This is a genomic window from Collinsella sp. AM20-15AC (assembly GCF_003471405.1).
Lineage (GTDB): Bacteria > Actinomycetota > Coriobacteriia > Coriobacteriales > Coriobacteriaceae > Collinsella.
On record NZ_QRJA01000017.1, the window covers coordinates 26,678 to 38,434 of the forward strand.

11 protein-coding genes are annotated in these 11,757 nt (G+C 58.4%); 6 read left to right on the plus strand and 5 right to left on the minus strand.

The features are described 5' to 3' along the window. Positions 1–56: 56 nt before the first annotated feature. On the minus strand, positions 57–584 hold the full coding sequence (locus tag DW233_RS06790; protein ID WP_117583287.1) for a DUF3592 domain-containing protein: 528 nt from the start codon (positions 582–584) through the stop codon (positions 57–59). A 539-nt stretch (positions 585–1,123) separates the two neighbouring features. Between DW233_RS06790 and DW233_RS06800 the strand changes: the two genes are divergently transcribed. Continuing rightward, positions 1,124–2,080 (plus strand): tRNA-dihydrouridine synthase, encoded by a 957-nt coding sequence (locus DW233_RS06800; RefSeq protein ID WP_117773961.1) that lies wholly within the window; start codon positions 1,124–1,126, stop codon positions 2,078–2,080. A gap of 171 nt (positions 2,081–2,251) precedes the next feature. Here the strand turns inward: DW233_RS06800 and DW233_RS06805 are convergent, their stop codons facing one another. Both DW233_RS06805 and DW233_RS06810 read right to left on the minus strand, forming a co-directional pair. Then, the gene (locus DW233_RS06805) at positions 2,252–2,497 is read right to left on the minus strand and encodes a glutaredoxin (protein WP_118267401.1); all 246 of its coding nucleotides are present in this window, start codon (positions 2,495–2,497) and stop codon (positions 2,252–2,254) included. Positions 2,498–2,548: 51 nt separating this feature from the next. Continuing rightward, positions 2,549–3,376: a TipAS antibiotic-recognition domain-containing protein gene (locus DW233_RS06810; protein WP_118267403.1), complete on the minus strand. Its 828-nt coding sequence runs from the start codon at positions 3,374–3,376 to the stop codon at positions 2,549–2,551. A gap of 140 nt (positions 3,377–3,516) precedes the next feature. On the opposite strand from DW233_RS06810, the gene DW233_RS06815 reads away from it, so the two are divergent. Together DW233_RS06815 and DW233_RS06820 are read left to right on the plus strand one after the other, a co-directional pair. Further along, on the plus strand, positions 3,517–4,254 hold the full coding sequence (locus tag DW233_RS06815) for a tRNA (N6-threonylcarbamoyladenosine(37)-N6)-methyltransferase TrmO (RefSeq protein ID WP_233547961.1): 738 nt from the start codon (positions 3,517–3,519) through the stop codon (positions 4,252–4,254). 113 nt (positions 4,255–4,367) lie between these two features. Continuing rightward, complete coding sequence (locus DW233_RS06820; RefSeq protein ID WP_118267406.1) at positions 4,368–5,579, plus strand: MalY/PatB family protein; 1,212 nt, start codon at positions 4,368–4,370, stop codon at positions 5,577–5,579. Positions 5,580–5,675: 96 nt separating this feature from the next. Here DW233_RS06820 and DW233_RS06825 read toward each other — a convergent pair whose 3' ends face one another. Next, positions 5,676–6,155 (minus strand): pyridoxamine 5'-phosphate oxidase family protein, encoded by a 480-nt coding sequence (locus DW233_RS06825; protein ID WP_118267407.1) that lies wholly within the window; start codon positions 6,153–6,155, stop codon positions 5,676–5,678. Between the two features lie 42 nt (positions 6,156–6,197). Further along, entirely contained in the window at positions 6,198–9,002 is a 2,805-nt protein-coding gene (locus DW233_RS06830; RefSeq protein ID WP_158567821.1) for a transporter substrate-binding domain-containing protein, read from the minus strand. A 281-nt stretch (positions 9,003–9,283) separates the two neighbouring features. Between DW233_RS06830 and DW233_RS06835 the strand changes: the two genes are divergently transcribed. The 3 genes from DW233_RS06835 (at position 9,284) to DW233_RS06845 (ending at position 11,711) form a co-directional block, all read left to right on the plus strand. Next, entirely contained in the window at positions 9,284–9,709 is a 426-nt protein-coding gene (locus tag DW233_RS06835; protein WP_055252221.1) for a potassium channel family protein, read from the plus strand. 37 nt (positions 9,710–9,746) lie between these two features. Further along, a complete protein-coding gene (locus tag DW233_RS06840; RefSeq protein WP_118267410.1) occupies positions 9,747–10,280 on the plus strand; it encodes a TIGR00730 family Rossman fold protein in 534 nt (177 codons plus the stop codon). 126 nt (positions 10,281–10,406) lie between these two features. Then, on the plus strand, positions 10,407–11,711 hold the full coding sequence (locus DW233_RS06845) for a chloride channel protein (RefSeq protein WP_118267412.1): 1,305 nt from the start codon (positions 10,407–10,409) through the stop codon (positions 11,709–11,711). Positions 11,712–11,757: the final 46 nt, after the last annotated feature.

The following is an 11,757-nucleotide window of genomic DNA, read 5'->3' on the forward strand; positions in this document are numbered from 1 at the left end:
CCTTGGTGTCGTAACGGTCGTTGCGGCGCATGGGGCGCGGGGCGCATCAGTTTGAGCTAGCGCTGGATAAGAACATAGAGCAAGATGCTCATCGCGATGAGCAAGAAGCCTGCGATGTTAAACATCAGTGTGGCAAAGTTGCCCACGATGGGGCGTTCGACATAGCTTTTGTCTGGGTTGCTGGGGTTGTAGTACACGGTCATTTGGCTACCGAGGGGCCAAAGCTGCTCCGCGAGGGTGCCTAGGCGGGCGATGGGGCCTGTCTGCACGTGCAGCCAGCCCTTGGCGTCTTCGTAGGCGGTGGCTTGCGTGCGGATGGGGAGTCCCGACAAGCTTTTGGTCTTTATGCCACGGAATTGTTTTTTCGCGCGGTATTGCGTGCCGTCGACGGTGTATTCCAAAACGGGATTCATTCTGCCTTCACCCATAAAGCGATGGTCGATGACCGTCCCCATGGTCACGGCGGTACAGGCCTTGGCTTTCTTGCGGGCGGCGGCCTTCATGAGCGCGCTCACTCCGATAAGCAGGATGCCGATGCCCCCAACCAAGATGAGCGCGAGCAGGGATATCTGCGACGTGGTCACGGCGTTCTCCTTTGGCGCGATACCGTCATATGTGACCCAGTATAGAGAATCCCGCCATCGATGAGCTATTGCGGGGGGGGGGTCAATTCTGAATGTGACAAATGGACTGTTCCTTTGTCACATCGGGGACTGCGGAATCGAGGTCTAATACTTTTCCCGAGAAGTGAACGAGTGAAAACGGACTCCCGAAGCATCGACACTTTTGGCGTGCAATTTCCTGCGGTTTTGCCAGTCAAATCCTGCGGTTTTGACGCCTAAAAATGTCAATGCTTCGGGGGTCCAAATACAGCCGTTCACTTCTCGGGAAAAGTATTAGACCTCGAAATATGGGCGGCGTTCGCGAACGGCAACTAGCTTGCGTCCGGTAGCCGGCGCTTGGGGCAAAGGGACTGCCCTTTTGCCCCTTCACCATTGCATCGTATCTGGTGTGGAAAAAATATCGCCTGCGTTCTCGCGCCTGCGAAGAGTTCCTGAACCGCTTGAATGGGATGTGACAAAGGGACTGTCCCTTTGTCACATTGATTTGAGAGTGGATGTTGATGAATTTATCGCTGGCCCCTATGGAGGGGATTACCGGGCATGTGTTCCGTCGCGTGCATGCGGAGTGCTTTGGCGCACTCGATTGTTATTACACGCCGTTTTTGCCGCCGCCGCGGGTGGGCAACCGCTTTGGTGGCAAGGCGTTTAAAGAGGTCGATCCTGCCAATAACCAGGGGCTTAACGTAGTACCTCAGCTGATGTCCAAGAATGCGGACGAGTTTGTGTGGGCGGCGCAGGTGCTCGCCGAGATGGGGTACCGCGAGGTCAATCTCAACCTTGGCTGCCCCTCGGGTACGGTTGTTGCCAAAGGCAAGGGTTCGGGCTTTCTGCGCAACCTGGATGAGCTCGAGGTGTTCTTGAGCGACGTGTGCGAACGCTCACCCTTGCCGGTGTCGGTCAAGACCAGGCTGGGGTTGGAAAGCGATGACGAGTACGAACGCGTGCTCGACCTCTATTGCCGCATGCCGCTGGCAGAGCTGATCGTGCATCCGCGCGTGCAAAAGGACCGTTATACGGGCTCGCCGCGTAAAGAGTTTTACGGCGAGACGTTGGAGCGGGCGCCGTTTCCCGTGGCCTATAACGGCGACATCTTTGATCTTGAGGACATGGATGCGCTGGTGGGGGCCTATCCCGGAACACGCCACGTAATGTTGGGGCGCGGCTTGCTCGCGAACCCCGCGCTGGCTCGCATGGTTAAGGGCGGCCCTGCTGCCACGGCCGCTGAGCTGCAGCGCTTCCACGACATGCTGTTTGCGGCCTATGCGGACGAGATTGGGGACAACGCGGTCTTTCGCATGAAGGAGTGGTGGTTCTACGCCAAATGCGCCTTCGCCGATCCCGCGACCGTTCACAAGCTCGTTCGCAAGACCAAAAAGGTCGATGAATACCGCGCTGCTGTCGAGCGCGTCTTTCGCGAGCAGCCGCTTGCGCCTGTTGCCCGCTTTTGTGGCTACTAGTCGTTGGGGACGTTCTTTAACGACTAGTCATTCAAGAACGTCCCCAATGACTAGATTGAAAAGCTGTACGTCAGCATCCAAAGATGTCGAAAAACGTCAACTTTGGATGCTGGCGTACATGTTTGGGTCGTATGGGCTTGGACGTCGGGGCGAGCCGACTGCAATTGCGTACTAGAGCAGGTTCTTCTGTATCCACGCGATGATGTCGCCCGACTCGTAGAGCGGTGCGCCGTCAATAAACAGGCAGGGAACCTGGCGTTTTCCGCCGATGGCGATGAGTGCCTGCTCGGCTTCGGTATCGGTCGAGATGTTGCGCTCGGGGATGGTCACGCCGTTATCGGCCAGGAAACGCTTGACCTTTATGCAATACGGGCAGCCGGTCATAACGTAGAGCGCGAGCTCGTGATCAGTAGCCATGGGCCTCCAATCGGTTGAGGTTTCGATTGAAATACCCAAAGCCGCCGCGGTCTATGCACGCGTCAACGACGACTCGATTGCCTGTACCAGAAACGCCGTGGCTCCGGTGCCGCAGGGCTTGTCGTAGTAGTCAACAAAGCGCTGGTCGGCAAGATAACCATTGGCGAGGCCCAGGTATGCTTCGTCCTGGGGCTCGTGTCCCCAGTTAAGGCCAATCCATCGGCGGTGCATTGCGACAAGCTTGCGGGCTTCGTTACTCTTTGGATCGCCGTCGCCCATGGCAATCGAGAGCTGGCCCAGAATAGCGCGTTCAAGTTCTTTCATGTCGTTCCATGTCTCGGGATCCATATCCAGCAGTGCTTCGTTTGCGGCGTCGATCGCCTCGTCGCCATAGCGCGCTCGCGCCTCGGCACCGTAGCGCTCCTCGTTTTCTTGCACGGAGCGCCAGCGCTCCAGTTGCGGCAGCACGGCGCCCATGAGCGAGACGGCTTCATCGGGCGACATGCCGGTGTTTTGTGCCAGGCGCGGGGCACAATCCTCGATCATTGCTTCCATTGTGGTGTCGTAGGTGTACTTGCCGCGGTCGTAGCACCACTTGCAGTAATGGTCGGTCGTGGCGCCCGCGGCATCGGTGCCGCAGTCGTCGGGCGTGAGCACCATGCCGCAGCTCTGACAATAGTGCTCGGGCATTTCGAGCAGGTGCGACAGCGGCTCTCCGGTAACGGCGGCAATGAGCTTCATCATGTCGATGCCCGGGGTGACTTCGCCGCGCTCCCAACGGCTCACGGCTTGGCGCGTGACGTAGAGCTTGGCGGCGAGCTGCTCTTGGGTAAGGTTGTTGGCGCGGCGGACGGCGATGAGTTTTTCTGCAAAGGCCATGACGGCTCCTTTCTGGTGCTTGTTGGCTTAAGCATACGCGGCAGCCGATGTCCTTCCAAGCAACCGTTGGTTGCATGCAGATGACGATGAGAGAGAATCGCAGCCTGCGCCCCGCGCGCCTGTGCCGTACAATGACCGGCATGGAACCTATTGCACGCATACATACCGACCTGCCGCAGAAGTTCGGCATTCCGCGCAACAGTTTTTTGGCGCCCCATCTGCAGGGACGCATCGTTTTTGAGCCGGAATTTGCCTCCAATGCAGCGGTTGAGGGCCTGGACTCCTTCTCTCACCTATGGCTGCTCTGGCGCTTCGAAAACGGCACGCCCGGCGGCACGGCTAAAGATATTGCCGTCGACGCTAAAACACAGGACAGGTCCGGCACCAACGCAAAATGGTCGAAAACCGTGCGCCCGCCGCGCCTGGGTGGAGCCGAGCGCGTGGGCGTGTTTGCCACGCGCAGCCCGTTTCGCCCTAATCCCATTGGGCTTACCTGCGTCAAACTCGATCATGTCGAGCTTACCGACGATGGCCCAATCATCCATGTGCTAGGGGCCGATCTGCGCGACGGCACGCCCATCTACGACATTAAGCCCTACATTCCGTTTGCGGATTGCCATCCAGATGCGACCGGCGGCTGGATTGAGGATGCTCCGTGGCAAGAGCTCGATATCGAGTTCCCGCAAGCGCTGCAGGATATGATTCCGCCCGCAAAGCTCCCCGGCTTGATAGAGGTCCTTCGTCAAGATTCTCGCCGCGCGGGTAGCAAACACGAGCCAAACCGCGTCTACCATCTGGCTTACGCTGGGCTCGACATATCCTTTACGGTTGATGGAACCAGGTTGACGGTAATCGCCGTCAACGACGCGCGGGACTAGCCGGCCATTCGCCGGCGCCCGCCAAATTCAACGCCAAACCCTCATGACAAAATCGCCCACGCTGGTGGACAATAACGCCTACCAAAACAATCCGCTTTGCACGGGAGCTCAGCATGAAATACGACTTTACTTCGCTTATCGACCGCCACGGCATGGACGCCATCGCCGTTGACTCCTGGGGTGAAATCCCCGGCATGGCTCCGAACGCGCCCGACGAGGGCTTCGACCGCATCCCCATGTGGGTAGCGGACATGAACTTTGCCACGGTGCCCACGGTCCAGGAGCACATCATTCAGCGCGCCCAGCATCCCATGTTTGGCTATTTCGATCCTCGCCCCGAGTACTTCGACCGCATCATCGAATGGCAGAGCCGCCGTAATGGCGTCGAGGGCCTGCTCCCGGAGCATATCGGCTACGAGAACGGCGTGCTGGGCGGCGTCGTGTCGACCCTGCGCGCGTATGTCCAGCCGGGCGATGCGGTGCTGGTCCACAGCCCCACCTACATCGGTTTTACCAAGTCCATCGAGGCTGCGGGCTATCGCATTGTCCATAGCCCGCTTAAGCTCGACGATCAGGGCGTGTGGCGCATGGACTTTGAGGACATGGAGCGCAAGCTCGCCCAAAACCACATCCATGCTGCGGTGTTCTGCTCGCCGCACAATCCCTGCGGTCGCGTATGGGAGCGCGACGAGATCGAACGTGCCATGGACATCTATCGCCAGCACGATTGTGTGGTGATCTCGGATGAGATTTGGTCCGATATCATCCTGCCGGGCCACAAGCATATCCCGACGCAGTCGGTGAGCGAGGATGCCCGCATGCGCACGGTCGCCCTCTATGCGCCGAGCAAGACGTTTAACCTGGCGGGCCTGGTCGGCAGCTACCACATCATCTATAACGAGACACTGCACGACCGCGTGTGCGCCGTGTCCAACAAGACCCACTACAACGAGATGAACGTCCTTTCGATGCACGCGCTTATCGGCGCCTACCAGCCGCAGGGCTACGAGTGGGTCGATGAGCTCAATCAGGTCATCCAGGGCAACATTGACTACTTCTGCGATTACGTGGACGAGCATTTTGAGGGCGTGGGCTATTCGCGTCCGCAGGGCACGTACATGGTGTTTCTGGACTGCACCGAGTGGTGCCTCGAGCATGGCCGCGATATTCAGTGGCTGCTCGACGAGGGGGCGCGCGTGGGCGTGGGGTATCAGGACGGCCGCCCGTTCCACGGGCCCTGTCACATCCGCGTGAATCTGGCACTGCCGCTTTCGCGGGTAAAGGAGGCGTGTGAGCGCCTGGACCGCTACGTTTTTGGGGTATAGGGGGCGCTCGATTCGAGTGCTGCCCCATGTGCCCACGCCGTCAAAATGCGTGGGCACATGGGGTGCAGAGGGTAGCGAGCGCGTTTTCCGCATTCGCTACTTTTCATGAATCTGCTTGCCGCAAAGATGTTCAATCGAAATCTCGTAGAGTTGGACGCCCTTTATGTCTTTGGCGATCTCCTCCTCGACTTCTTCGGCAGAAGGGTAGTACTTAAGCGCGAGCTGACGGACTTTGTCCTCGATAAACGCGGGCGCTTCATCTACCAGACGACAACGACCAAAGACAACGGTACTCATAACGTAGGGAGCCCAGTCGTCGTCCTTGTACCACTCGTTGCCGTACACGGTAAAGCAGACTTTATCGTCACGCTTGAGCGAATCGACCTTGTGGCCAGCCTTGGCGCCATGGAAATAAATCTTGTCGTGTTTGGGGTCAAAGAAGTAGTTGACGGGAATGGCGTATGGGTAGCCATCATCGCCGTTAACGGCAAAGACGCCGCGCTTACAGGTGGCCAGCAGCTCGCGCGCCTCCTCGTCGGTGATGGCACGTTTCTTTCGGCGTAAGGGTCTAAACATCGTCGGCTTCCTTTCTAACTGTGCATGACAGTTGGGCACAAACTATAGCGAAACAGTTCCGTTTTGCTTGATGCGGGCGAGCATGCTTTTGAGCTTGTTAAAGTCGAGCGGTTTGGGCAGATGGGCGTTCATGCCGGCGTCACGTGCCGCTTGTGCGTCCTCGACAAAGGCGTTGGCGGTGAGCGCGATGATGGGGATGTCGGCTGCATCGGCCTTCTCGCTCAGGCGAATCGCGCGGGTTGCCTCGTAGCCATCCATGCCCGGCATCATAATGTCCATCAGGATCGCATCGAAGCTGCCAGCGGGATGACCAACGTATAGGTCGACCGCTTCGTTGCCGTCGGCGGCCCGCGTTACGACGATGCCTTCGCTTTCGAGCAGGGCCTGGGCAATCTCGGCATTGAGCTCGTTATCTTCTGCCAAAAGAACGTTCATGCCGGCAAGCGAGCAACTGGTTTCCTGCTTATTCGTACGTCCCTGTATCTGAGGGTTCTTGTCGATATCGAGCGGAATCTGGACGTTGAACGTGCTTCCCACGCCCACTTCACTCGAAATCTCAATCGTGCCGTCCATCATGTCGAGGAACGATTTGACGATTGACATGCCAATACCGGTTCCTTGGAACTTGCTGCGCGCATCTGCGCCTTCTTGGGCAAACGGCTCGTAAATGTGCTTCAAAAACTCGGGAGTCATGCCAATGCCGGTATCCGAGACGCTAAAGCAAAAGAGTGCACGCTCGTCGTTGAGCGGTTTGATAGTCGACATAAACGTGACGGTTCCGCCGCGCTTGTTGTATTTAATGCTGTTGTTGAGCAGGTTGATGAGGATTTGTCGAATATGGGTGGGACTGCCGAACATGTATTGGCCGAGGGCGTAAGGTTCGCTGACGTCTGTCATTGTTATGCCGCAGCTCGATGCGCGGAGCTTGCACAGTACGAGTGCATCATCGCACAGTTCTTTAACGTTAAATGATTCGTGCTCGAGTACTACCTTGCGCTCCTCGATTCTGCCCATCTCGAGGATGTCGTTAATCAGCGATAGCAGGTGATTGGCGACGACGCGTGCCTTGGCGCGACTTTCGCGTGCGGCTTGTATGTCGTCTTCGTTCAGTTCCTCAATTTCGATAAGCCCCAGGATACCGTTGAGCGGCGTGCGAATATCGTGGCTCATGCGCGTGAGGAAAGCGGTTTTGGCGGCGTTGGCGGCAACGGCTTTCTGCCGTTCCTTCCGTGCGCGGTAAAGCGACCAGACAAGGATGACGATGCCGATGGACAAAATGCCGATGGCGACAGCCACAATGGCGGTGCGGTTGCGGTAGATAAACTGGTACGTGTCCGATTCTTGCGCCGAGTACGATGTGGGGGAATAACTGCTTGCAAAGAGCGATTCGCCTGCATTGATGATGCCCTTGTTAATGATTCCCAACAGCTCGGGCTTGCCGCGCGAAATCATACACGATAGTTCTGCGGTGTTGGTGAGTTCCTGTGTTTCGAAATCCTCGATGTCGTAGGTGTCGCGGATGGTTTCCAGGCGCGTGCTGGGGACAACGATGCAATGTGCCTTTCCCACACGGAGAGCATTGAGCGCTTCGTCTTTATTCGGATATTCGGTTACCGTCGCGTCGGGGAAGAGGCTTTCGAGCTCAAACCGGTTGATGATCGCGTTCTCTGTGCAAGCGATGTCCTTTAGGTCGCTGTCTAGGTCGTTACTGACGTGAATAGCGGTTAGGGAAATCGTTCCCATCGAGTTTGACTGGGTGACCCCCTTCTGTTCGGCAAGCCAGTAGTCGCGAAAGAATGGCAGGGCGGCATCGATGGTTCCGTCGGAAAGGGCTTCAACCATCTTCTCGTTGTTTGAGAATGCGACGGTTTTAACCGTAATGCCAAACTTGTCATGCAGCGTCGTTGCAAGCGAGGTGAGCGATCCCTCCATCTCGCCATCGTCATTTTGCGTGCAGTAGGGAAGCTGGTTGACAAGATAGCCGAGCGTGATGGTGTTGCCGTTTGCCTTGAGCCAAGAGGTTTCGGCAGCGGTGAGCGATGATGAGCCGCTGTTTTGGGCCGAGTAGCTCGACTTGACTTCATCGTTATAACGCGGGTTGACGCGGGAGATTGATGTCATGGCGGCATTGATGTCGTCCATCAGATCGGGACGGCTTTTGGGGACGGCAAAATAGTAGTTACTCGAGCCTACGTAGAACATGGGCGACGCATCGGGCGACGAAATGGTGTCGTTCATGATGATGGCGTCGACTTCGCCGGCCGCAAGCGCCTCAAAGAGGGCGCCGCCGGTGTCGATTTCTTTATAGGTGCAGGTGATGCCTTCGTTGGCGAGCCACTGCTGGCCGACGGCGGTTTGCATAACGCCAGGGTTACAGCCGATGGTGAGGCCTTGGAGTGCTTGGGGATCGCCGCGGGACAGGTCTTCATGATCGGGCCTGGCGTAGATGTAGTAGCGTTCGGTGCCCTCGGGGTTTGAGGAAAAAAGCAACTTCTGCTCGCGTTCTGCCGAATACGAGATGTTGGGCATGAGGTCGATTTCGCCTGCCTCGAGCATGTCCATAAGCTCGGTGAAGGTGCCGCTAACATATTCGTATTTCCAGCCCTTTGTGTAATACGAGAGGGTCTGGAGGTACTCGTAGCCCCATCCCGAGAGGCGCTCGCCCGGCATGCCTTCCTGGAAGCCGTTGTTGCCGACGATCCAACCGACGCGGACCGTCTTGACCTGCTGGTCGGAGTCGTTGGCAAAGGCAGGGGCGGGCATGACGGCGCTCAGCACGGTGAGTGCGGCAAGCGCGACGGCTAGGGCGCGATATAGAGCTAAGCGAAGGACGGCGGAAGGTTTCACATGCAATCCCATCGAGTCGAGATAATACCGCATAAGGATACCAGCTCAGCCACCCTAACACCCGGCAGATGGGTAGTCATTGGGGACGTTCTTAAACGACTAGTCGCTGGGGACACTCTTTGCCGGAGTTGGCACTTGGGGAGTTGGCACTTAGGGACGTTCCTTATGTGCCGGCAGTTGGGGACAGTCCCAATCTGTCCGGCATAAAAGGAGCGTCCCCAAGTGCCGGGTGTGGGACAATAACGAGCGAATGTGATTGGGCGTCTGGAAAAGGGGTCGCGATGAATAAGTTGAGGACGCTTGCTGACGTGTTGCGCCAGGCTGGCTTTGCGCGCATCACGGGCCTGTTTCTCGTCTTCTATCTGCTGTGCTCGACGGCCGTCTGGCTGTCCGAGCCCACGACCCTTACGTTTGGCGATGGCCTGTGGTTTAGCTTTGAGACGGTCTCGACGATCGGCTTTGGTGATATCCCGGCCGAGACGCCGGTTGCCCGCGCTATCACCGTCGTCCTGAGCGTCATCAGCATCTTCTACATCGCCATGCTCACGGGCGTGGCAGTGAACTACTGCAATACGCTCATCAAGATGCGCCAAAAGGACACCATGGCGCGCTTTATGGATGATCTTGAGCATTTGGAAGAGCTCGACCGCGATGAGCTCGCCGACCTGTCGCGCCGCGTGCGCGAATATCGCCGACGCCAACGCTAGGGCGGGCGCCGCGCGTCACGATGAGGGGGACAAAAATATGAATATTACGGTATACCTGGGTGCCAGCGTCGGTAACGACCCGGCGTTTCTGCCTGCGGTGCGGCAGCTCGGCACATGGATTGGCTCCAACGGCCACGCGCTGGTATACGGCGGGTCCAAGTCGGGGCTGATGGGCGCGCTTGCCGATAGCGTGCTCGATGCCGGTGGACACGTGACCGGCGTGGAGCCAAGCTTTTTTATCGAGGCGGAGTATCAGCACGACGGTATCGATGACCTTATCGTGACGAGCGACATGGCCGAGCGCAAGGCCAAGATGATCGAGCTCGGCGATGCGTTTATCGCCTTTCCGGGCGGCACGGGCACACTCGAGGAGATCGCCGAGGTCATGTCGGCTGTATCGTTGGGGCATCTGAGCACGCCGTGCATTCTGTACAACCTGAACGGTTACTACAACGACCTCAAGGCGCTGCTCGAGCACATGATTGATAAGGGGCTTTCGAGCCCGAGGCGCCAGCAAGGCATTTACTTTGTCGAGGACCTGCACGAGATCGCATCGATTATCGGCAGCTAAGCCGTAGGCCTATCGCACGTGCGGCGCCCAATAGCGCCGTTCGCGGCGTGGATGGTCGGCACGTCCGCGCTGTGCCCGTCTTACAATAAAACGTATCCTTGTCGATTTTGACCACGGGAGGCCCCGATGGATAACCTTGCAAAACCCAAAAATCGTGCGTTGTTTTTAGTGAGCGTTGCCGTGACCGGTGCGTTTGCAGGCGCCGCGGTCTGGCTGTTCTTTTTTGCGATGGAGCACGGTATCGACTATCTATGGACCGAGATCCCGCATATGCTGGGCGTCGCTTCGCCCGAGCTCGCAAGCGGCCCGTTTGGCTTTCTGCCGTACCCGTTTTTCGTCTGCCTCCTGGGCGGCCTGCTGATCGGCCTGTACGAAAAGCTTACGGGCACCAAGACCGATGATCTCAATCAGGTAATGGCCAAGGTAAAGCGCGACGGCCGCTACCCGTACGACAACTTGGGCAAGCTTTCGCTTGCGGCATTGCTGCCGCTGCTGTTTGGCGGAAGCATTGGACCGGAGGCCGGCCTGACCGGCGTTATCGCAGGTCTGTGCAGCTGGGTCGGCGACCGCATGCATCGCTTTGGCGCCGAGTTTAGGCAGCTCACGCTGCTGGGTACTCAGGCTGCCCTGACGGCGCTCTTCACCGCGCCCGTCTTTGGCTTTGTGGCGCCGCTCGCCGGCAGCGCCGACGGCCAGGACGCCAACGGCGACGAGGGCTCCGAATCCGACGAGATCACCATCAAGCTGCCCAAGGCGCAAAAGACCGTGGTCTACGGCATTGCGATTGCCGGCGGTCTGGGTACCTACCTGCTGCTTGGCCAGCTTGTGGGCGGCGGCATGGGCATGCCCAGGTTCGAGGCCGCCGAGGTGGGCAACCTGGAGCTTACCTGGCTCATTCCTCTGTCGCTGATCGGAACAATCTGCGGCTGGCTGTACTTTGTCTCTGAGCACGCGAGCGAGGTATTGGCCCACGTCATAGGGGAGCGCCCTGTCGTCAAGGCCATGCTGGCCGGTCTGGCACTCGCCATCTGCGGCACGGTCCTGCCCTACACCATGTTTGCCGGCGAGACGCAGGCCGATGTGCTCATGGAGACCTATATGACCATCCCCGCTGGCGTGCTTATTGCAACCGGTCTTGTCAAGGCCATGCTGACGCCCGCCCTCATCAACCTTGGCTGGCGCGGCGGCCACTTCTTCCCCGTCATCTTTTCGGGCGTGAGCCTGGGCTACGGCTTCGCTATCCTTACCGGCGCCGATCCGGTCTTTTGCGTCGCCGTCTGCACCGCCTCGACGATGGGCGCCGTTATGCGTCAGCCCGTCATGGTCGTGGGCCTGCTGCTTATGTGCTTCCCGCTCAAGGGTATCGTCTGCATGATCATCGCCGCAGTCATCGCAGCGGGCATTCCGCTGCCCAAGCCGCTGCGCAAGTAGCGCGGTGGCGCACGCCGGGGACATGCCGTTTGCCACGGATTTGCGG

What these genes read in the sequence shown, in the direction of transcription:
- DW233_RS06835 (WP_055252221.1), top strand. Translation starts at nt 9,284, where the DNA reads ATGAATAAGTTGAGGACGCTTGCTGACGTGTTGCGCCAGGCTGGCTTT.
- DW233_RS06810 (WP_118267403.1), bottom strand. Translation starts at nt 3,376, where the DNA reads ATGGCCTTTGCAGAAAAACTCATCGCCGTCCGCCGCGCCAACAACCTT.
- DW233_RS06815 (WP_233547961.1), top strand. Translation starts at nt 3,517, where the DNA reads ATGGAACCTATTGCACGCATACATACCGACCTGCCGCAGAAGTTCGGC.
- DW233_RS06820 (WP_118267406.1), top strand. Translation starts at nt 4,368, where the DNA reads ATGAAATACGACTTTACTTCGCTTATCGACCGCCACGGCATGGACGCC.
- DW233_RS06805 (WP_118267401.1), bottom strand. Translation starts at nt 2,497, where the DNA reads ATGGCTACTGATCACGAGCTCGCGCTCTACGTTATGACCGGCTGCCCG.
- DW233_RS06825 (WP_118267407.1), bottom strand. Translation starts at nt 6,155, where the DNA reads ATGTTTAGACCCTTACGCCGAAAGAAACGTGCCATCACCGACGAGGAG.
- DW233_RS06840 (WP_118267410.1), top strand. Translation starts at nt 9,747, where the DNA reads ATGAATATTACGGTATACCTGGGTGCCAGCGTCGGTAACGACCCGGCG.
- DW233_RS06800 (WP_117773961.1), top strand. Translation starts at nt 1,124, where the DNA reads ATGAATTTATCGCTGGCCCCTATGGAGGGGATTACCGGGCATGTGTTC.
- DW233_RS06845 (WP_118267412.1), top strand. Translation starts at nt 10,407, where the DNA reads ATGGATAACCTTGCAAAACCCAAAAATCGTGCGTTGTTTTTAGTGAGC.